The following is a 21,628-nucleotide window of genomic DNA, read 5'->3' on the forward strand; positions in this document are numbered from 1 at the left end:
TGCCTCACGCCGGCACAGCCTGGCCGCGACGAATCCAAACGTCGCCGCTCCACAACTCGAACACGAGCACGCGGCTGCCGTAGCCGCCGGTATGCTCGGCCGAGAGAGTAAAGCCATGGTTGGCGAGTAGGGCTCTCCCCGCCGCGATATTGCGAGTCGACACTTCGCGAACATCAGTCGGCGGCCGATGAGTATCGTGGGCGTCGACGAACATACAGCCGCCGCCAAACAGCTTGACGATGTAGTCCTTGGGCTGCGTGCCGGTTTTACGCAGCTCGCGAAGAAACATATCCATCACTTCATCGGCGTAGTTGCCTTCGACCGCCACCGACGCTGTTCCGCCCGTGCCGCGCTGAGGCAGCATGTAATGGCACATGCCGCCGATTTTCAGCCGCGGATGCCACATCGTAATCGACACACAGGAGCCAAGCAGGGTGCGGATCTTGGTCTGACCGCCGCCAAAGTAAAATTGACCGATCTTCAAAACGACTTCGGTCACCGCGGGAGCATTCATTGTCGTCAGCATGACGTTGCCGCGTGAGTCCAGCCACCAGGCATTGCCGTAACGCCGACTCGGATTTTCGCGCCAGACACCTGACGCGCTCCCTTAAGCGGCGGCCGTGTGCTCGGCGAGCAAGGCCGCGTCCTCCATGGACAGGACCTGGTTCACATCGAGCACGATGACGAACTTGCCATTCACCTTGCCGAGCCCGGCGATGAACTCGCTGCGGATCGCGGTCCCGAACGTGGGCGGCGCCTCGATCTCGGACGCCGCAATCTCCAGCACCTCATTGACCGCATCCACGACGATGCCGATCACCTGACGCTCCTCGTTGAGCTGCATCTCGACGATGACGATGCAGGTCTTCTTGGTGACGGGCTGACTGGGCCGCTGCAGCCTCGCGGCCAGATCGAGCACCGGTACCACCGCGCCCCGCAGATTGATCACGCCGCGAATGAACGACGGCATCATCGGCACCTCGGTCGGGTGCCCGTATTCCAGAATTTCCTTGATACACAGAATGCCGAGCGCGAGCGTCTCGCGACCGAGCATGAAAGTTAAATACTGGCTCATGTGAACTCCCCGCGCCGCGTGCTTAGAACTTGACGAAATCCTGATCGTTCACATCCTCAGCGGCCGCGCCGCCAGCGGGGCGCCGTGCCTGCCCTTGTCTTGCCGGCACAGGTCGAGCTGACTTGCCGCGAGCAGCAGGAGCCCGCGCAGGGCCCGTTTGAGCGATGCGCGTCACGCCGCCGCTTGCCGCCATGCCTTGCACGGTGAAGAAGCTCATCGTGCTTTGCAGGTGTTGCGACTGACTGCTCATATCCTGCGCCGTCGCCGCCAGCTCTTCGCTCGCCGACGCGTTCTGTTGTGTCAACTGCGACAGCTGGGTCATCGCCGTGTTGATCTGACCGACGCCGCTCGCCTGCTCAGAGCTGGCGGCCGCGATCTCTTGCACCAGGTCCGAAGTCTTGCGGATCGACGGCACCATCTCGCTCAACAGCTGGCCCGCCTGATCCGCCAGCTCCACCGACGAGCTGGCGACTTCACCGATTTCCTGCGCGGCGACTTGCGAACGTTCGGCGAGCTTGCGCACTTCAGCCGCCACCACCGCGAAGCCTTTGCCATGCTCGCCGGCCCGCGCTGCTTCGATCGCGGCGTTCAACGCCAGCAGATTGGTTTGATACGCGATGTCGTCGATGATGGAAATCTTGCGAGCGATCTGCTGCATGGCCTCGACGGTCTTTTTCACCGCCTCGCCACCCTCGCCCGCTTCGCGCGCCGCCTTGGTCGCCATCTGATCGGTGACCTTGGCATTGTCGGTGTTCTGATTGATCGAGGCGCTCATCTGCTCGACCGACGCGGATGTTTCTTCCACGCTCGCGGCCTGCTCATTGCTCGCCTGCGACAGCGACTGCGAAGTCGACGACACCTGCTCGGACGCGCCCGAGATGCTGTCCGCCGCCTGCCGCACTTCCGCGATGACCGCAGACAACTTCAGCACGGAATCGTTGATGGCTTCCTTGAGACGACCGAACGTGCCCTGATACTCGCGATCGATGGTCAACGTGAGATCGCCCTTCGCCATCTGCTCCATCACGCGCAGCGCGTCTTCCAGGATCTGCGACGACGTGCCGGTGAGATCGTTGATGCCCTGAGCCAGTTGTTTCATGAAGCCTTCCTTGCCTTCCAGGCTCAGCCGCTTGCCGAGATCGCCGGCGACCGCGGATTGCACGATGGCGTTCACTTCCTTCTCGACCGCGACTTCTTCGGTAGCGTCGATCCACTCCATCGAGCTGCCCAGACGCTCGCCCTTGTCGTTGAACACCGGGTTCGCGGTCAACCGGAAGCTGCGACCGCCGACCGTGATCGCCGCGCGATGCGTGCTCGTGAGATTCTTGAGCATGGTGCGCTGATGCGAGGGATTGCGATGGAACGTATCGATGTTCGTGCCAATCAACGTATTGGCATTGAAGCTCGGCAGATCCTTGCGCATGTCGCCTTCGGCCTTCTTCAAGGTCGTGGCCAGCGACTTGTTCAAATAAACGATGTTCAGATCCGGGTCGGCGATCATCATGCCGGTGCTGGCATTGTCCAGCGCCTGACGCACTCGCAGGTTTTCGGCGGCGACGCGCCCGTCGGCCTCGATGCGCTCGCGCAGTTGCGTCTGCATTTGGCTCAAGGTCTCGAGCAGCTGACCGGTCTCGTCCTTGCTGGTGACTACGATCTCGCTATTGAGATCGCCGCTGGCGATGCGGTTGGCGACATCGCCGGCCTTGCTCAGCGGCCGCGTGACAGAGCGAGTGACCCAGAAGGCCGCTCCGAAGGCCGCCAGCGCCGCGAGCACCGCAATCATTAGTAAGAGCTGGCGCGCACCGGCGTACGTCGCCTTCGCCTCTTCGTTCGCCGACGCCATCTGATCGGACTGATAGCGAACGAAGTCGTCGATTGCGCCGGTGTAGCTGGCCTGCATCTGGAACAGCTCGCCGCGCATCAACTCGAACGCCGCATCCTGTTTGCCATTCACCCCGAGCTCGATGAAGCGCGCCAGCAGTGCCGCGTACTTGTGCTCCGAGTCGGAGATGGCTTGCAGCTTCGCCTTGGCCTCGTCGCTCTCCGCCTTGCTTTGCAGCTGCTGGATGGCCTCACGATTGGCGGCGATGTACTCCTCGATCTTCCGCTGCTGCTCGCGCACCGCTTCGGGCCGGCGCTCCAACAACAGGTCACGCAGCGCCACCCGCGTGAGGTTCATGGTCTTACGCAGCTCGGCGGCCTGGACCGACTGCGGATAGCGATCTTCGACGATCAGACTGGTGGTCTGATTGACGGTCGCCAGATTCTTGATGGACAGGCCCACCACCGCCACCAGCAACACCATCACCAGCCCGAAGGCAAGACCGAGGCGAGTGCCTACTTTCAGATTAGCCAACATGAGCGCGCTCCTGAACAACATTGAGATCCGTTGCGAACTGTCGAACATTCAACTGAGGCGACTCTGGCACTGAGCGATCAGTGCCGGCGCGTCGATGATCAATGCGATCCCGCCATCGGCCAGGATGGTCGAGCCACCCAGACCGCGAACGTGTTGAAACACGCGCGCCAGCGGCTTGATGACGGTCTGATACTCGCCGAGCAATTCGTCCACGACGAAGCCGGCGCGGAGGTTGCCGCAACGAACGACAACAACACTTTCGCGCCGCCCGGCTTTGCCGCTCACACCGAAGTGATCGCGCAGCCGAACGAACGGCAGCACCTGGCCACGCAGATCGATATAGCGATGACCGCTATCCACCACAGACGTTACGGCGTGCGACTCGACACACTCTTCCACCATCTCCAGCGGAATAACGAACGACGAGGCGGCAACGCGAACCAGGAACCCTTCGATGATCGCCAGCGTCAGCGGCAAGCGAATGCGCACCGTCGTGCCCTCGCCTTCCTTGCTGTCGATATCGACGGTGCCACGCAAAGCCATCACGTTGCGCTTGACGACGTCCATGCCGACGCCGCGACCGGAGAGATTGGTGACGGCATCCGCCGTCGAGAAGCCCGGCTCGAAGATCAGCGAATACACCTGAGCATCGGTGAGCTGCTGGCCGGCCGTGACCAGGCCGCGCTCCAGCGCTTTGTTGAAAATCTTCTCGCGACGTAGACCGCCGCCGTCATCGGACACTTCAATCACCACCGAGCCGGAGTCGTGATACGCGTTCAAGCGCACGACGCCCTCTGCTTTCTTCCCGTGAGCCAAGCGGACATCGCTCGGCTCAATGCCGTGATCCATCGCGTTACGCACCAGATGCGTCAACGGATCGGTGATCTTCTCGATGAGGGTTTTGTCCAGCTCGGTCTCGGCGCCGCTGGTTTCCAGACGAATGTCCTTGCCCAGCTCATGCGACACGTCGCGCACGACGCGGGCGAAGCGCGCGAAGGTGCTACCGATCTGCATCATGCGCAGCTGCAACGTTTGATCGCGAACTTCCTCGACCAGTCGCGCCAGCCGCTGTGACGATTCATTCAACTCGGCCAGATTGGCGCGCTGAGCGAGCAGATTGGTCGCCGCGCCCGCAATCACCAGCTCGCCGACCAGATTGATCAGTACCTCGAGCTTGTCGGCATCGACGCGGACCGATCGTTGCTCGCGACCTTTCGGATCGCTCTGACGCTGCTTGGGCGACTCAACCGTGCGCTGTTCAATCGACTGCGGCGGCACCAACGTCAGCGTGCAATCTTCCCGCACGAACTCGAACGCGCTTTCGATGCGCTCGCGATCGGCATCAGTTCGAAATTGCAGATCGAAGCCAAGGTAGCAGGCTTCAGGATCGAATTCGTTCAACGGCGGCAGTGCTTCGTCAATCGTCTCGATGGCGACGATTTCACCGAACGTGCTCAGGTAACTCAGTGAGGCCAGAGGATCCATGCCATTGCGCAGGACCTCCGGCTTGAAACGCAGCGACAAATGCCAGCAGCCCGGAGCGTCGCGCGGACCGTCTTGATCGTCGCCCGGCGCCACCGTTTTCGGCGTACTGACAGACGCCGCGGCGCCGATACGACTGACCGTTCCCGCAATGGACTGCAGTTGTTCCAACAGCTGTTCGCCCGCAATTGCAAACGCCCGCTGATCGCCCGGCGATTGCTCGCCCACTGCATCCAACAGCACATTGATATGATCGCGGCAGCCGATCAGCACTTGCACGAGCGGTGGCGTCATGGGCTGCTGCCCGTTACGCACCCGATCGAGCACCGTTTCGACCACGTGCGCGAACGCTACGATATTGTCGAGACCGAACAGGCCCGCCGACCCTTTGATCGTGTGAACGGCACGGAACAACGCGTTGATCGTGTCGCAGTCGACGTCGCCGCGTTCACAGGCGAGCAGCGCCGACTCGATCTCCTCGCTCAGCTCGCGCGCTTCCTGCAGAAACGTCGGTAGTGCTTCGTTGCTCATGCCCACACTCCGTGGCGTGATGGTTTAGGGAAGGACCAGCTTCGCGACCGCGTCCAGTAACACTTGCGGCTGAAACGGCTTGACCATCCACGCCTTGACGCCGGCGGCGCGCCCTTGCGCTTTCTTTTCCTCGCCCGCTTCGGTCGTGAGCATGATGATGGGCATGAACTTGTACGCCGGCTGCGCTTTCACTTCGCGCGCGAAGGTCAAGCCGTCCATGACCGGCATGTTCACATCGCTGATGATGAGATGAACTTTCTGCGCGGCGGCGAGCTTGCTGAGCCCGTCGCGTCCGTCGCTCGCTTCGACGACGTTATATCCACCGCGTGACAGCGCACTGGTGCACACCTGGCGCATCGACGCTGAATCGTCCACGATCAGTACGGTTTTCATTGTTCGTTCCGGCTAGTCAATCCGTTAGCGCGGGCGAAAGATACAAGCGGTCTCACTGCAGCAAACATCGGCGTTCGCCGTTATGGACAGGGAGGTGCCGCCTTAGCGACTGACCACTAGCGGGTCGGGGCAATCGAGCCCTAGAAAAAATCCACAGCCGCGGCTCTAGGCTGAGCCACTTCCATGTCACCGTTATGAATGGAACGTTGTTCCGTTGTTGTATATGTCGCAGCCATGCGAGTCAGGAAGTCCGCAATGTCCGCGGCCTGCAGAGACTGATGACTGCTGGCACTCTGACCCAGCTCGCGCAGATGATTGGCCGCATGCACGAGAATTTGTGACACCCGATCCTGAAACTGCAGCTGCACCATCGCTTGTTCGATGACGTCTTTGATTCGTTCGCTGTCTTGCCGCAAGCGCTGTGTCGCTTCGGCCAGCGTCTGACTGGTGGTCGCGAACCGCGACAGCACTTCGTTGATCTGTTGCTCACAACCGCCGACCGCCGACGACTCTTGTGAGAAGACCTCTTCATTGCGCTGCGTCAGGCTGCTCAACGTGCCATTGACCGCTTCGATCCGAGTCACAATCTTTCGACCGGTCTCGCGCGATGCTTCGGAGAGCGCGCGAACTTCCTGGGCAACGACGGCGAAGCCCTTACCCGCTTCACCGGCATGCGCCGCTTCGATGGCCGCATTCAACGCGAGCATGTTGGTTTTGAATGCAATCTGCCCAACGTCGGCGGCCATTGCATGCAATTCGTCCGTGTACTGGCGCAACCCGCGAATTTCTTCCGCCAGACCGGAGCGACTGGCGTGAATGTCTTTCAGGTCATTTATAACTTGGGTTAGTCGCTGACGGCCTTCGCCGAGCGCCGAGGCGAAGCTGCTGTCGTCATTGCCGCCGATGCTGGCGGAGACCGCCAATGTCTCGTCCAGCTGCTGAACGATACCCAGAAACTGCGAGCTCAGCGCGCCCACCCCGGATTCCATCTGATCCCGCGATGTATCCACGTGCTGCGCGAGGACCGGCAGGACCTGCTCACACAAATCAGCAAAATACCCGCTCGAGGGGGCCGCCGATTGTTCCTTAGGACGCTTGCGCAGCAGGTGAAACACCATCACGCTCCGTTGCTTCGAGCCGATTTATAAAACCTTCAACATACTCGCGGACTGCAGGGCGCGACAGCCGAAACAAACACAGGGTCGGCCCTTAAGCGGAGGTGCGTATAGATGCGGACTCCGGGCAATGAGCGGGCTGCTTAGACTGCTCGCAAAATCCAGGGTGCAGCGAAGCCGATCGGACCGAGGCGCGCGACGAGGAGATCCCCTGAACAACAAACATAATGTTTCCTCACTGACATCGGCCGCCGTCATGGCAGTTCGACCCGGCCCGCCGCTGGCCTTGATGCCGTTCGCTCGCGCGATCGCGGCTCTCTGCGTCGCCATCGGCATCATCGCTCTGATCGGCTGGTGGCTGTCGTTCCCGCTCCTTCATAACCTGGTGCCCGGACTGGGCACGCTCAAACCCAATACGGCGCTGTGTTTCGTGCTCGGCGGATTGTCTCTTGCCGGCCTGGCCGCACACTCGCGCCCCAAAGGCGCCTTCAGCCGGCTGTTGATCCGGATTCAACCGACGGCGGCGGCTTTGTTACTTCTGGTCGCCAGCACCACCCTGCTCAGTTACGCGATGCATGCGCCTATCGGCATAGACCGGTTGTTGGTGCCACATGATCCACCCAATCAATTGAGTTTGTTTCCTTGGCGCATGTCGCCGATCTCGGCCCTCAGCTTCAGTTTGCTGGCAGTCACGATGTTGCCGTGGCCAGCCCGGCTGACGCGACTGTGGCTGGCGATGGAAGTGATCGTGCTGCTGATCTCGGTGAGCGCCTTCATCATGGTGCTGGGTTACGCCTACGAAGCGGCGTCGCTGTATTCATTGCCGGGCTTCTCAGTCGTGGCATTGCATACAGCGCTCGGTTTGCTGGTACTCACAAAGGCGGTGCTGACCGTTCATCCGCGCTTCGTACTGGCGGGCCAGATCATGGCGCCCGACCAGGCCGGCGCGGAAACGCGTCGTCTGCTGCCGGCAGCCATTCTTCTTCCGTGTATCGTCGGTTGGTTACTGCTGCAGGGTCAGCGTCGCGGTTACTACGACGCCGAGCTCGGGCTCGCGATGTTGACGGCCGTCAACATGCTGGTGTTCTCGACGCTGATCTGGTGGAACTCACATATCGTCCGCCGTAGTGACGTAGCCTTGCTCGCTCACCTACGCCGCGTCGAGGCAGTCGCCGAGCTGGACCGCGCCATTCTCAGCATGCGCTCCACCCGTGAGATTGCCGGCAAGGCCCTGGATCATCTGCGACGAATGGTTCCTTGCGCCGGCGCCAGCGTGATCGTGTTCGATCGTAACTCCAGCGCGCATCGGCTGTTAGCCGCCGGCACGTGTGGCGCGACGAACTTCATTCCTCGGGTGCATTCGGTCGCGAGCTATGAAGAAGCCCTGCGAGACGTCGGCTCCGGCCAGGCCATTCTGTTGGGCGACTTGAACGCCGTCGAATCGAACACCGAACTGTTCAACGAGCTGCGCCACGCCGGCGTCGTTTCCTATGTGGGACTGCCATTACGGGGCGAGCAGCACTTGCTCGGCATGCTGGAACTGATCGATGCCCGTCCGCACTGCTTCAACAAGGAGCACGTTCAGGCGGCGCACAGCATTGCCGATCAGCTCGCGATCGCGCTTCAACAGGCGCTGCTTCGGGAAGATATAGAGCGACACACTGCCTCACTCGAGCGGCGCGTGGCGGAGCGGACACGCGAGCTGCAGGCCATGAATCAAGAGCTGACCTTCGCCAATCGCGACCTGGAGGAATTCACTGCTTCGGCCGCGCACGATCTGCGAGCGCCGTTGAACGGGATGTCCGGCCATTGCGGTCTGTTGCAGGCGATTATCGAGCAGCATCCCGAAGAGGAAGCCCGCCGTCACATGGAGCGCATCGAAGCCTCGGTGCGACGAATGAACGATGTCATCGACGGCATGCTCGGGCTCGCCCAGCTCACCAAGGTCGAGCTGACGCGTCGACCGGTGGATCTGAACCTCGTCGCGACCGAAGTGATTCAGGAACTCCAGCAGCAATATCCCGACCATCGGGTGCGTTTCAACATCGACTGCGGCGCGCCGATCTGCGCCGATCCACGCTTGATGCGCAGCCTGCTGGTCAACCTGTTGGGCAATGCCTGGAAATATACGACGCGCACCGACTTTCCTTCCGTGTCCCTCGCGCGCCAGGAAGACATGGGCGGCCCGATGTTCGTGGTCCGGGACAACGGCGTGGGCTTCGACATGAACTTCGCCCAGCATTTGTTCGAGCCGTTCCGCCGCATGCACACGCTGTCCGAGTTTCCGGGCGTCGGCATCGGCCTCGCGACGGCCGCACGTATCGTGCAACGCTACGGCGGCAGGATCTGGGCGGACAGCAGGGTCGGCGAAGGCTCGTCGTTTTACTTCACGCTGCCCCAAGCGGCAGCGACCAACGACGAACCAGTGACGACGGATTAGAACTCGTGCCAATCGCCGCCGCTGGCCTTGGCCATCGGGGCGGGCGCTGCCTTGGCACGCGTCACCGCTTTCGGAGCAGGTTTACGCGATGGCTTGCCAATCGGTTTGACAGCCGCGACCGGACGAGCCGCAACCACCGGCGCTGCCACCTGAGAGGTGACAGTATCGGCAGTCCGGAACTGATTGACCTGCGCGACCAGTCCCTGACCCTGTTGTTCGAGCGACTTGCTGGCAGCTGACGCCTCTTCGACGAGCGCCGCGTTCTGCTGCGTCATCGAGTCCATGGTCGAAATCGCGTTGTTCACTTGATCGATACCCTGCGCCTGCTCCTCACTGGCAGCGGCGATCTCGGCAACGATGTCGCTGACCCGCTTCACCGATTCCATGATGTCGGCGAGCGTGCGGCCGGATTCATCGACCAGCTCGGAACCCGAGCGCACCTTGTCGACCGAGTCATTGATCAGATCTTTGATCTCTTTAGCGGCGCTGGCACTACGCTGAGCGAGGCTACGCACTTCAGACGCGACGACCGCGAAGCCGCGGCCCTGCTCACCCGCCCGCGCCGCTTCGACTGCCGCGTTCAATGCGAGCAGATTGGTCTGGAACGCGATCTCGTCGATCACGCCGATGATGTCCGCGATCTTGCGACTGGAGGCATTGATCTCGCCCATCGCGCCCACGGCCCGTTGCACGACCTGCCCGCCCTTCTCGGCGTGCGAGCGCGCGTGTGAGGAAAGCTGATTGGCCTGGCGCGCATTGTCGGCGTTTTGTTTCACCGTCGCCGTCATCTGCTCCATGCTCGACGCCGTTTCTTCCAGCGCCGCTGCCTGTTCCTGCGTGCGCTGATTGAGATCGTCGTTGCCGCGTGCGATCTGCAACGCGCCGCTCGACATGGACGCCGACAACGACTTGGTGGTCGAGATGATTCTGTGCAGCTTGTCGATGAAGCCGTTCAGCGAACGCGCGATCTCGCCAAACTCGGCCGTCATCGGCGGCAATTGATAAGTGAGATCGCCATCGCCGGCGCGCAGATCCTCGGTGGCTCGCAACACCTGACGCAACGGATTGACGATGCTACGGGCGATGACGATCGCCATCATGATCGACAGAATCACGGTCAGCGCGCCACCGCCGATCAATACAGAATTAGCAAACACTCGGGCGTCTTCGGCGGTCTGGGCGCGCTGCTCGAGCAGGTTCGCCTCGATCTCGCCGATCTCGTCGACGATCGTGCGCATGCCGTCCATGCTTTGCTTGCCGCGAGCTTCGCGCTCGAGCGCAACGATGTCCGCCATGGTCGCCTCGCCGGAAATCACTTTACGACGCAGACTGATTGAAGGCTCGATGGCCTGGCTCAACCATGCCTGCTGAGCCGTACGCAGCCGGTTGAGCTTCTCTCTCACGTGCTCGTCCCGAGTCAGCTCCTCGGCGGTCGCGAGATACTTGTCGAAGTCCGACCGGCCCTTGTTGAAAGGCTCGAGAAACGAATCGACACCGGCGAGCAGGAAGCCGCGGGCGCCGGTCTCCATGTTGATGAGGGCATCGCTCAGGCCGTTAATCTGTTCGATGACGTCGTAGGTATGAATGTTGCTGCGCTGGGCCTCGACCTGCTTGTTCTGGCTGACCGTGGCCACGCCGATGAGCGTGACCAGGATGGCAATGACGACCGAAAAGGCCGCGATCAGGCGCGCGTTGATGCTGAGTCTGGACAAGCCCACGACAACTCCGAGGAATGAGCACACTTCTGCGTAGCTCGTTATATCGGTCGCGGACTCAGGACCTTAACCAGCGATGTAGGGATTCGGGGGCGGCCTTAGTCCCTACCAACGCAGGATGTCCACCTAGGATAAGGAACTTTTACAATCAGGCACTTATTGCTTGACTTGCGCAATTGGCCCGTTCCGCCAATGTGACAGCTCATCGGCGGCCCTCCAGCATCCGAGCGCAAGTGACTGACACCACACAAAAAGCATAACCGGCTCCTGCACCAAAATGGGGCGGAGACCGCAAAGTTAACGGTAACGGCGAGGACTGCGGCTAACATTCGCCTCCGCCGATGAACCCGTTTCTTTTAAATACCCTGGAGGGATCATGACCGTCTTGCGAAATACCGCAGGTGATCCGGCCAAACAGCAACAAGCCATCGAAGCCCTCGCCAAGGAAAGCGAGACCTCAGTCGAACACGTGCGCGAACTGTATGAAATGGAACATGCGCGCCTGAATTCGCAAGCTCGAGTCAAGACCTTCGTGTCCGTGATCGCGACTCGCCTGGTGCGCAACACGCTGCACGCAGAACGTACCAACAGCTGATTCCGCCAACCGGTTCCCTTCCGGACCGGTCGACTTGCGATCGCTCGGTTGTCATCGAGCGATCATCGAATCGAAATCTGCGTTGAACCTCCCCGGCGTATCTGTAGGCCGGTTCGAGCGCCGTTAAGTCAAAACAATGCGGCGTCGGACTCCCTATCCATTCGCAGGAGAGTTCAATGCCACTTCGTTTGCAGTTGGCCGCGCCCGCGGCTTTGCTAGCGGCACTTTGTTCCTTTGCCGCGCTCGCCGGTGACTACGATCGCGGCGACGACAACTACAGCGATCGTCACGACGACAAAGGCTCGCGTAGCACCGCGCAGCTCGGCGACCGCCCGTTCTTTCTGATCGACGGTCTCGACGACAGCCGCCTCAAGGACAAGCTGCAGAGCTGCAAGGCCGGCCCGTTCTACAAGTCGAATTTCTCCATCGCTCATCGCGGCGCCCCGCTGCAGTTCCCGGAGCACACCAAGGAATCGTATGAAGCCGGTGCGCGTCAGGGCGCGGGCGTGGTCGAATGCGATGTGACTTTCACCAAGGACGGCGAGCTGGTGTGTCGTCACGACGAGTGCGATCTGCACACCACCACCAACATCGTCGACACCGAACTGAATGCCTCCTGCACCACGCCGTGGGCCCCGGGCGTGACCCCGAAGTGCTGTGCCAGCGATCTCACGCTCGCTCAGTTCAAGACGCTGAAGGGCAAGATGGACGCGTCCAACCCGAGCGCGACCACCTCGAAAGGCTATCTCGGCGGCACCGCTTCGTTCCGCACCGATCTCTACAACAGCCGCGGCACCCTGCTCACGCTGAAAGAGAGCATCGCGCTGAATAAGAAGCTCGGCGTCAAGCACACTCCGGAACTGAAGGCCGGCAATCCGGCGCGCCTGCAGACGGTGTTCGGCGGCCAGGAAGGCTACGCGCAGAAGATGATCGATACGTTCAAGGCCGCCGGCGTGAACCCGAAGGATGTCTATCCGCAGTCGTTCAACGTTGCCGACGTTCTGTACTGGATCAAGAACGAGCCCCGCTTCGGCCAGCAAGCCGTGTATCTCGATGACGTCGATCCGTCGTCGCCAAGCTTCCCGCGCCTGACGGTGGAAGAGCTGAAGCAGCTGAAGAAGCAGGGCGTGAAGATCATCGCTCCACCGATCGGCGTGCTGCTGGCGGTGAACAGCAATGACGAGATCGTGCCGTCGCAGTACGCGCTCGACATCAAGAGCTTCGGCTTCGACATCATCACCTGGTCGTTCGAGCGTGCGGACCTGCGTAACGGCGGCGTCGGCGCGGGCTTCTACTACGCGTTCGATCCGACCGGCCGTGCGCTGAAGAAAGACAGCGACATGTACAAGGCGCTGGATGTGCTGGCGAAGAAGGTCGGCGTCATCGGCATCTTCTCCGACTGGCCGGCGACCGTCACTTACTACGCGAACTGCATGGGATTGAAGTAATCCCGGTTCGCTGAGCAATAAAAAAGCCGGCGGCACTCGGGCCGCCGGCTTTCAGCATCGAACGTTTACAGGCGCGGAGTCTTCTGGCCCTCGCCCCGAACCAGATTGTTGCCAACCTCGCTGACCATCACCGACGCCAGCGTTTCCTGATCGCTCTTCGCATCGACGGTCGCGACATGATAGATCTCGCAGGTCGCCGCCTCGTGCGTCAGATCGAGCACGCCATAGCCACGACGATTCAGATTGATGTACTTCAGATGCGGCGACACGAAGCGCAACTGAGCCGCCAGCACGTCACCCGCCGCACCGGGCACCGGGCCCGGTGAAGTTACGGCCGGGCACACGAACTCGGCACCCAGCACGCCCGCGCCAGTCTGCGGGTTGTAGCCCGAGCTATCCCACGGATTCAACGTGAGATCGGCGCACCACGACGAGTGAATGTCGCCGGTGAGCACCACGTTGTTCTTGATATTGTTGTCGCGCAGGTGAGTGAACAAACGCGCGCGAGCCGGCGCATAGCCGTCCCACTGATCCGGATTGATGATGGTCTGACCGAAGGTGCTGCTGAGCTGCGCCATCATCACCTGCTGACCGAGCACGCGCCACGTCGTGCCACGCTGCTTGGATTCCCACAGCTGACGGTTCAACCACTCTTCCTGATCGAAGCCGAGCAGCGTGCGCGTGCCGTCGCTGATCGTGGGATCGCTGACCGGCAACTCGGACTGACCGGTCTTGAACGCAGCCTGCAGGTCACGGCCATGCAAGCGCGTGTCGAGCATGATCAGATCGCCCAGATCGCCGATGCGGAAGTGGCGATAGATCTCGTCGTCAGCATCGTTCGTGCTACGGATCGGCATGTACTCGTTGTACGCACGGACCGCGTTACGACGGCGCACGATCCACTCGCCTTCGCCATTCTCGGGATTGTGATTTTCAGCGCCGTCGCGCCACGCATCGTTGGCGCTCTCGTGGTCGTCCCACACGCAGATGAACGGATACAACCGATGCAGCTCCTGCAGATCGGGATCGGTCTTGTACAGCGCGTGACGCAGGCGGTAGTCGGTGAGCGTGAGAATCTCGTTCGTCGGCACGACATCGCGCAGGCCGACCAGCAACGGATTGGCATAGCCACCCTGCGGGTATTCATACAAGTAATCGCCCAGGTGCAACACCATGTCAATGTCGTTGCGAGCCGCCATTCGGCCGTAGGCATTGAAATAGCCGTAGGGATAGTTGGAGCACGAAGCAAACGCCATGCGCCAGTGACGGCGATGATCGACCGGCAACGTGCGCGTGCGACCGAGCGGGGACTGCGCGCCGCGCGTTTCGAACTGGTAGTAATACATCGTGTCCGGCTCGAGGCCGATGGCGTCGACCTTCACCGTGAAGTCACGAGTAATATCGGTGGAGAACAAACCTGAACGCACCACGTTCTTGAGATGATGGTCGGTGGCAATGCGCCACTTGACCTGCAGGTGATCTTCGAGCTTCTTCGGGGTGAGACGGGTCCAAAGAATGACTCGATCGTGCAGCGGGTCGCCGCTGGCCACGCCGTGCAGGAACGAAGGACCGACGCCTTCAGTCGGCAACTGACCGTCGCGACCGATGGCAAAAGCGCTCGGGGCAATGCCCAGAGCGGATAACGTGGCAAGAAATTCTCGTCGGCTGAATGCACTCATTGTTCTGGCTCCTGCGGCTGGAGCCGGTACCTTCGACGCTTTGCATTGCTGACTGATGACGGTTGCTTTGCAACCTGACGGCAAATCGGCTGCCGCGCGACGTGCATTTCATGCAACACTGGTTCGAGCGCACGCCGCCCCATCGGAGGGCGGCTCTGCTATTCATGGCGATCGTTCCACTTCGTGAATCCGATATGAAGCCACTCGTCGCTCTGCTGCTCGCCGTCCTCCTACCCAGCTCGGCTGCGCAGGCCTGGTCCCGCCCGGGACATATGGTCACGGCCGCGATTGCGTATGACGAATTGAGTGCGCAGGACCGACGAGTCATCGACAAGATCGTCGCGTTGGCTGAGAAACATCCGGATCGCGGCGCCTTCGAGGTCGCCGTCGGTCGCGCCACTGGCGAGGAGCGCGGCCGGCGCCTCTTCCTCGAGCTGGCCCGCTGGCCGGACGACGCCCGCGGCAGCATTCACGATCATCCGACGTGGCACTACTGGTCGCGCCCCATTGTCGACCGATCGTCCCCTCCCCCGCAGAGTCCTAAAGATGTCCCCGAAGGCTCGGCCTACGAAGCCTTTGTACTGAATCTGAGCGTCGCGGCCGATTCGCGCGCCTCAGCCGGCGAGCGGGCGGTAGCGCTTGCCTGGCTATTTCATCTGGTCGGCGACATGCATCAGCCCCTGCACAGCGTGTCGCAGGTATCGAAACGTTTCCCGGAAGGCGACCGCGGCGGCAGCCTGCAATTCGTGCTCGATCCGGTCGAGAAGAAGCCGATCACACTGCACTGGTATTGGGACGACAGCGTCAGCCGCGATGGCGAGCCCGAGCTGGCGTTCAAGCGTGCCGACGATCTCATGCGTCGCGTGCCGCGCACGCAGTTCATGCTCCAGCCGTTCAAGAGCGCCACGGAATTTTCGGAATGGGCCAAGGAAAGTTATCAGCTCGGCAATACCGTCGCGTACGGCCCGGATCTGCGAGCCAGCGATTCGGCCAGCACCGCGCCGGAGCAGTCCAAACGTTACGTGGACCAATCCCTGGAAGTCGGGGAACAGCGACTCACCCTGGCCGGCTATCGACTCACCGAGGTACTGCGCTGGGTGTTTCGTAACGAGCGGTGATTCCGTCATCCAATTGCAATACAAGGGTTCGATGCTAGAGCTTTTCTCGCCGATGCGCAGAAAAGCTCCGCCGCTGGAATTCATCGAAGCGTTCGTGGCCGCCGCCCGAACCGGCAGCTTTCGCGCGGCCGCCGATAAGCTCGCACTCAGCCCGTCCGCGTTCTCGCGCCGGATTCGCAACCTCGAAGAATTCCTGCGCGTGCCGCTGTTCGACCGCAGTCAGTCGAGTGCACGCCTGACCACCGCCGGTCAGCAGTATCTACAAAGCATCGAGCCCGCGATGGACGCGCTGTTTCGCGCCACGCTCGACTTCCGCCGCGAACAACCCGCCGGCGTCCTGCGAATTCGCGCGCCTCATTCGTTCGCCATCAGCTGGTTGTTACAACGAACGGCCACCTTCATGGCGCTGAATCCGGACATCGAGATCGAGGTCACGATTGGCCGCGGGCTGGACGAACTGCGCGCCGGCAAAGTCGACGCGGTGATCGCTATTGGACCGAACGAGTCGCACAGCTTCCCGCAAGATCGGCTCATTGAATTGGAAGCGGCGGTTGTCGCCGCGCCGTCCTTGCTGAGAGGCCGAGCGCCGCCACGCCATCCCTCGGAGCTCGACGGACATCACGTGCTCTGCGAGGAACACGCGCCACGCCTGTGGCACACGTACCTGTCCACCGCCAATCTCGATGCGAATGGCTCCTGGTCGTTCACTCGCTACGAAACATTGCTGATGATGTACGAAGCCGCCGCGACCGGGCTGGGCATCACCCTCGGCCTGCCCTTGTTCATGGAAAAGTACTTCGCCGACGGCAGGCTGCAACCCTGCTTCTCGTTGCGCCAGCCGATCGACTACTGGTACTCGATGATCTACGCGAGCGACGCCATCAGCCGTCGGACGGACATGAGACGTTTCTCGCGTTGGCTTCATGCCGAGATCACTCGCTCACAACAGCAGTTCGCCGCTGCTGTCGATGCGAGTTCTCCGTGGACATCTCAGAATCCTGCCCAGATGCGGGCGTAGTATTCGCGCCCATCTGAACCGAGACCGCCCGCTTCGGAGTATTGCAAGCTGCCTCCCTGCAGTGACGCACGCTGAGCGATCTTGTCCGGATACGCGTCCGTCGCGTTGATCACGCCGACGCTGAGCCGCAGCGATTTGGTGATCTCATAGTCCACGCCCACATCCAGCGTCGTCACCGCGCCGTACGTCTGCTCTGTCGTGACGGGCACGTTGCGATACTCACCGAATCGCGTCACGTCCAGACGCAGCTGCCAATCACCCCACGATTGCATCGAAGTGAGCGTCACCTTGTCTTCGGGCTGCGCTTCGGTCAGCAGATCGATGGACGCCAATCCGAGCAGCGGCACGGAAGGAACGACCGAATTGCTCTTGACTCGTTCGAGCTTGGTGTCGGCTGACATGTAGCCCAACGTGAGCTCGCTACGAACGCTATCGAACCAGGTTCCGCGCCAGGCTGCCGTCAGTTCGTAGCCCTCGGTGGTCGTGTCGGCGGCATTGGTGAAGAACCGGACTTGGCTCGCGTTGGTGATGCCCGCCTGCTGCAGAATCGCCGTCACCGCCGCACCGCTCAACGATTCGCTGAGGATGATGCGATCCTCGATGTCGATCCGGAAAGCATCGATGGACAGAGTGAGGCCTTGCATCGGCGTGAGCACGATGCCCGCGCTCACGTGCTCCGATGTTTCAGCTTCGAGCGATTGCGCGCCCAGGGCACGCGCCACGGGATCATTGACGGCGAAGGTGCCAACGTTCACGAGCACGCCGCCGCTCGATTGGCTGCTGACCGTGCTGAAGTACTGCTGCTGGAGGGATGGCGCTCGGAAGCCTGTGCTGCCGGTCGCACGGAATGCGATCACCGATGTCGGCTTGAACATCGCCGACAACTTGCCCGTGACTTCGTCGCCAAAGTCACTGTAGTCCTCATAGCGCGCGGCCGCGCCGACGCTGAACGCCTGCGTCAGATGAAACTCTGCGTCGACGAATGCGCTCCATGCGTCGCGGCTCTCGTCGATCGGGCTCGGCGGATTGAAGCCCGGGAACCCTTGCGCGCCCGCGCCCTGCAACGATGCTTCCTCGCCGCGCACGATCTCGAATGTTTCGTAGCGGCTCTCGAGACCGAAGGCGAGATTCGCGCCGGACAGGATGTCGATCGGTCGGGTCAGGGTCAGGCCCAACACGTTCTGCTGATAGCGTGTACCGCCTGCGTCGAACGACGTCGGGCTCGCCGTGCCCAGCGAGGTATTCACGCTGTCACCTACTTTGAAGTCCGCACGATTGGTGCCGAAGGTGTCGCTGATGTCGAGCGTCCAGGCGCCGAGTGGCTGCGACCACCCGGCCGTCGCGGCGAGATCCAGCATGTCCAGGTCGATCAGTGGCAGGAAGCCGTTTGGATAGAGCGGCGACACATTCGATGCGCGGTACTGCGCGGCGCTCTCAGAATCGCGATGTGAGGCGATGATGTTGCCGTACAGCTCGCTCTCGCCCATCGGCACGCGAGCGTTGATCACGAGACCGAGGTCGAGCGATTCCGGATCGCCCTGACGATTGGTGACACGGCCGACGCGGCTGTCGATGCCGGCACCGTTCGTGAAATCTCTATAGCGAGATTCAGCGGTCACGGTGATGCCACCACTGTCGCCCACATCGAAGCTCGTGCCCGCTGCGACGATGGCTGTCTCACCGTCGCCATCTTCCGTCGCGCCGCCTTGCAGTGACGTGAACGATTGCGAATCCGTGCCGCGCAGGACGATGTTTACTACGCCTGCGATTGCGTCCGAACCGTACTGCGCAGCGGCGCCGTCGCGCAGGATTTCCACTCGCTCCACCGCAGAGAGTGGAATCGCGTTCAGGTCGACCGGCACCGTGCCGCGACCCACCACATTGTTGAAGTTCAGCACGGACGATGCGTGACGGCGCTTGCCGTCGACCAGCACCAGCACCTGATCCGGGCTCAGCCCTCGCAGCGTCACGCCTCTGGTGTTCGCCGCGGACGGACCGGTTGCCGAACGTGGGAAGTTCACGGAAGGCGCGAGGAACTGGAGCGCCTTGCTCAGATCGTTGAAGCCGGTGGCGCGGAGTTGATCGCCGTCGATCAGATCGATCGGTGAGGAAGACTCGGTTACCAGTCGCGGCGTACCGCGACTACCGACTACGACGACCTCGTCCAACTCCACCGCCGCATCCTGCGCGGACGCGCTCGCTGCGAGTACTAGTGAAATGGCCGCGCCCAACGCACGTGCGCGCGACGGATTGGCCGAAGGGTGGGATGAACGCTTGACGCCCCGCATGGATGTTTTCTCGAGCCTGCCAGTAATCCGGCAAGCTTCGACCACCCCGTCACATCGCGCGAGCGCACGGAACCGCACAGGCGTTGCAAGCGACGCAACGCCTTGTCATCAAGCTGCAAAGATATTCGCTGTGCTCAATGCTGCTGGCCGCACACCGGGGCGCCGCCGTTTCCGCCGAAACGCCGACTGTCGAATCCAGGTCGCAGTCTTTCAGTACGGTCGAAAGTCACCCGAGGCGACAGCAGCCGCGCGGAACGCGGGGCCCGGCGCACTCCGATTATTTCCGCGCATCGGCGAATCGGGCGCACGACGCTCGCGAAAATTTCCGGCATCACGTTTATCCTGCTTGGCCGGCGCGCTGTCGCCGACGTGGAAGAACGATACCGACTCCTGCAACTGCACGGCCTGACCCGACAGCTCTTCGGACGTAGCCGCCAGCTCTTCAGACGCCGAGGCGTTCTGTTGCGTGGCCATGCTGAGCTGATCCATCGCGGCGCCGATCTGCTTCACCGACTCGCTCTGCTCCTGCGACGCTGCGGCGATCTCTTGCACCAGATCGGAGGTGCGCTGAATCGAGGGAACGATTGCACCCAGCAACTCGCCCGCATGCTCCGCAGTCGAGACGCTCTTACCGGCGAGCTCGCCGATTTCTTTGGCCGCCTCCTGGCTGCGCTCGGCGAGCTTGCGCACTTCGGACGCCACCACGGAGAAGCCCCGGCCATGTTCGCCGGCACGCGCCGCTTCGATGGCCGCGTTCAATGCCAGCAGATTGGTCTGATACGCAATGTCATCGATGATGCTGATCTTCTGCGCGATCTGTTTCATCGCCACGACCGTCTGCGTCACCGCCTGCCCGCCCTCGCTGGCCTCCTTGCTCGCCTTGGTCGCCATGCCGTCAGTGACCTTGGCGTTGTCGCTGTTCTGGGCAATCGACCCCGACATGGTCTCGACCGATGCAGTGGTCTCCTCGACGGACGCCGCCTGTTCGGTGGCCGACTGCGACAGGCTCTGCGCCGTCGCGCTCACGTGATTGGCAGCATCCGTCAGCGACGCCGCCGCTGAACGGACCTGCTCGATAATGGACGCCAACTTATCGCAACTCGCGTTGGCGTCGTTCTTGACCTGGTTGAATGTACCCTGCGCCTCGCGGGTAATCCGCTGTGTGAGATCGCCGGCTGCGAGACCCGAGAACACACGACCCACATCCTCGATGATGGCCGCCAGCTTTTCGCTGGTGGCGTTGGCATCCGCCTTCACAGTGCCGAAGACACCCGTGTAATCGCGTGTGATTCGTTGGGACAAATCACCCGCCGCCAGCGCGCCGAAGACGCGACCGACGTCGGAGAAAATCACGGAGGTCGTTTCCATCAAGGAGTTGACGCCTGCACACAGCGACGCAATCGGCCCGCTCTTGCCTTCCAGCGGAATCCGCTGCGATAGATCGCCATCGCGCGCGGCGGATGTCACCACCTGCGCTTGCTCGACGGCTTCACGCAACATGCGATTGGCGTTGATCTCGGCCGTAATGTCAGTGGCGTACTTGACCACTTTCACCGGCTTGCCGTTCACATCCATGATCGGGTTGTAAGCCGCTTGAATCCAAACTTCCTTGCCGCCCTTACCGATCCGTTTGTATTGACCGCTGTCGTACTCGCCGCGCCCCAGCTTCTCCCAGAACAGACGATATTCCACGCTACCACGATATGCCTGATCGACGAACAGCGAGTGATGCTGTCCCTTGATCTCTTCCAGCGAGTAGCCGAGCGTCGATAGAAAATTGGTATTGGCGTGCAGGATGCGCCCGTCGAGCGAAAACTCGATGACTGCCTGTGCCTTGCTGATGGCGGCCAGCTGTCCTTCGAAATCCGCGGCGCGCTCCTTGGCGGCCGTGATGTCGGTGGCGAACTTGATGACTTTGCACGGCTTGCCATTCGTATCCAGGATCGGGTTGTACGATGCCTGGATCCACACTTCCTTGCCGCCCTTCGCGAGCCGCTTGTATTGGCCCTGATCGAATTCGCCGCGATTGAGCTTGTCCCAAAAGTGACGGTACTCAACCGAGTTGGCATACGCCGGTTCGGCAAACATGCTGTGATGACGGCCCTGCACTTCGTCGAGCCGATAGCCCATGGTGCGCAGGAAATTGTCGTTGGCATGCAGGATGGTGCCGTCGAGCTTGAACTCGATCGTGGCCTGCACTTTGTCGAGCGCCGCCAGCCGGCCTTGCATCTCGGACAATTCGCTCGCCCGCTCCAGCGCTGTCTGCTTTTCTTGCTCCGTGGGACCGAGCGCAAGCACGTTACGCAACCACGACTTCGAAGCGTTCACACCTATCTCCTACACAATTTCATTGAGCGCACTGACGTGACGCA

Annotated in this window: 15 protein-coding genes; 5 read left to right on the top strand and 10 right to left on the bottom strand. The window is 61.6% G+C overall.

Features of this window, described 5'->3' with window-relative positions:
- Positions 1–4: 4 nt before the first annotated feature.
- The 6 genes from ACFPN2_RS06400 to ACFPN2_RS06425 form a co-directional block, all read right to left on the bottom strand.
- Positions 5–526 (bottom strand): chemotaxis protein CheD, encoded by a 522-nt coding sequence (locus ACFPN2_RS06400; protein WP_380595790.1) that lies wholly within the window; start codon positions 524–526, stop codon positions 5–7.
- A gap of 81 nt (positions 527–607) precedes the next feature.
- Positions 608–1,075, bottom strand: coding sequence for a chemotaxis protein CheW (locus ACFPN2_RS06405; protein WP_380595791.1), 468 nt, complete (start codon positions 1,073–1,075; stop codon positions 608–610).
- Positions 1,076–1,097: 22 nt separating this feature from the next.
- The gene (locus ACFPN2_RS06410) at positions 1,098–3,434 is read right to left on the bottom strand and encodes a methyl-accepting chemotaxis protein (RefSeq protein ID WP_380595792.1); all 2,337 of its coding nucleotides are present in this window, start codon (positions 3,432–3,434) and stop codon (positions 1,098–1,100) included.
- Between the two features lie 48 nt (positions 3,435–3,482).
- Complete coding sequence (locus tag ACFPN2_RS06415; protein WP_380595793.1) at positions 3,483–5,447, bottom strand: chemotaxis protein CheA; 1,965 nt, start codon at positions 5,445–5,447, stop codon at positions 3,483–3,485.
- Between the two features lie 24 nt (positions 5,448–5,471).
- Positions 5,472–5,840, bottom strand: coding sequence for a response regulator (locus ACFPN2_RS06420; protein WP_380595794.1), 369 nt, complete (start codon positions 5,838–5,840; stop codon positions 5,472–5,474).
- Positions 5,841–5,980: 140 nt separating this feature from the next.
- Positions 5,981–6,958 (bottom strand): methyl-accepting chemotaxis protein, encoded by a 978-nt coding sequence (locus ACFPN2_RS06425; RefSeq protein ID WP_380600051.1) that lies wholly within the window; start codon positions 6,956–6,958, stop codon positions 5,981–5,983.
- A gap of 253 nt (positions 6,959–7,211) precedes the next feature.
- Between ACFPN2_RS06425 and ACFPN2_RS06430 the strand changes: the two genes are divergently transcribed.
- Complete coding sequence (locus ACFPN2_RS06430; protein ID WP_380595795.1) at positions 7,212–9,395, top strand: sensor histidine kinase; 2,184 nt, start codon at positions 7,212–7,214, stop codon at positions 9,393–9,395.
- Here ACFPN2_RS06430 and ACFPN2_RS06435 read toward each other — a convergent pair.
- Positions 9,392–11,113, bottom strand: coding sequence for a methyl-accepting chemotaxis protein (locus tag ACFPN2_RS06435; protein ID WP_380595796.1), 1,722 nt, complete (start codon positions 11,111–11,113; stop codon positions 9,392–9,394). The two genes, ACFPN2_RS06430 and ACFPN2_RS06435, sit on opposite strands and share 4 nt — an antisense overlap.
- A 373-nt stretch (positions 11,114–11,486) precedes the next feature.
- Between ACFPN2_RS06435 and ACFPN2_RS06440 the strand changes: the two genes are divergently transcribed.
- The gene (locus tag ACFPN2_RS06440) at positions 11,487–11,705 is read left to right on the top strand and encodes a DUF3562 domain-containing protein (protein WP_380595797.1); all 219 of its coding nucleotides are present in this window, start codon (positions 11,487–11,489) and stop codon (positions 11,703–11,705) included.
- 176 nt (positions 11,706–11,881) lie between these two features.
- Positions 11,882–13,153, top strand: a complete 1,272-nt coding sequence (locus ACFPN2_RS06445) for a glycerophosphodiester phosphodiesterase family protein (protein WP_380595798.1) — start codon at positions 11,882–11,884, stop codon at positions 13,151–13,153.
- A 65-nt stretch (positions 13,154–13,218) separates the two neighbouring features.
- Here the strand turns inward: ACFPN2_RS06445 and ACFPN2_RS06450 are convergent, their stop codons facing one another.
- Complete coding sequence (locus tag ACFPN2_RS06450) at positions 13,219–14,832, bottom strand: alkaline phosphatase D family protein (RefSeq protein ID WP_380595799.1); 1,614 nt, start codon at positions 14,830–14,832, stop codon at positions 13,219–13,221.
- Between the two features lie 194 nt (positions 14,833–15,026).
- On the opposite strand from ACFPN2_RS06450, the gene ACFPN2_RS06455 reads away from it, so the two are divergent.
- The gene (locus ACFPN2_RS06455) at positions 15,027–15,950 is read left to right on the top strand and encodes a S1/P1 nuclease (RefSeq protein ID WP_380595800.1); all 924 of its coding nucleotides are present in this window, start codon (positions 15,027–15,029) and stop codon (positions 15,948–15,950) included.
- A gap of 52 nt (positions 15,951–16,002) precedes the next feature.
- Positions 16,003–16,968, top strand: a complete 966-nt coding sequence (locus tag ACFPN2_RS06460; protein WP_380595801.1) for a LysR substrate-binding domain-containing protein — start codon at positions 16,003–16,005, stop codon at positions 16,966–16,968.
- Here the strand turns inward: ACFPN2_RS06460 and ACFPN2_RS06465 are convergent.
- Together ACFPN2_RS06465 and ACFPN2_RS06470 are read right to left on the bottom strand one after the other, a co-directional pair.
- Complete coding sequence (locus ACFPN2_RS06465; protein ID WP_380595802.1) at positions 16,941–19,256, bottom strand: TonB-dependent receptor plug domain-containing protein; 2,316 nt, start codon at positions 19,254–19,256, stop codon at positions 16,941–16,943. The two genes, ACFPN2_RS06460 and ACFPN2_RS06465, sit on opposite strands and share 28 nt — an antisense overlap.
- A 210-nt stretch (positions 19,257–19,466) precedes the next feature.
- A complete protein-coding gene (locus tag ACFPN2_RS06470) occupies positions 19,467–21,485 on the bottom strand; it encodes a methyl-accepting chemotaxis protein (RefSeq protein ID WP_465270386.1) in 2,019 nt (672 codons plus the stop codon).
- Between the last annotated feature and the right edge of the window lie 143 nt (positions 21,486–21,628).

It is taken from the genome of Steroidobacter flavus, assembly GCF_042651805.1.
Taxonomy (GTDB): Bacteria; Pseudomonadota; Gammaproteobacteria; order Steroidobacterales; family Steroidobacteraceae; genus Steroidobacter; species Steroidobacter flavus.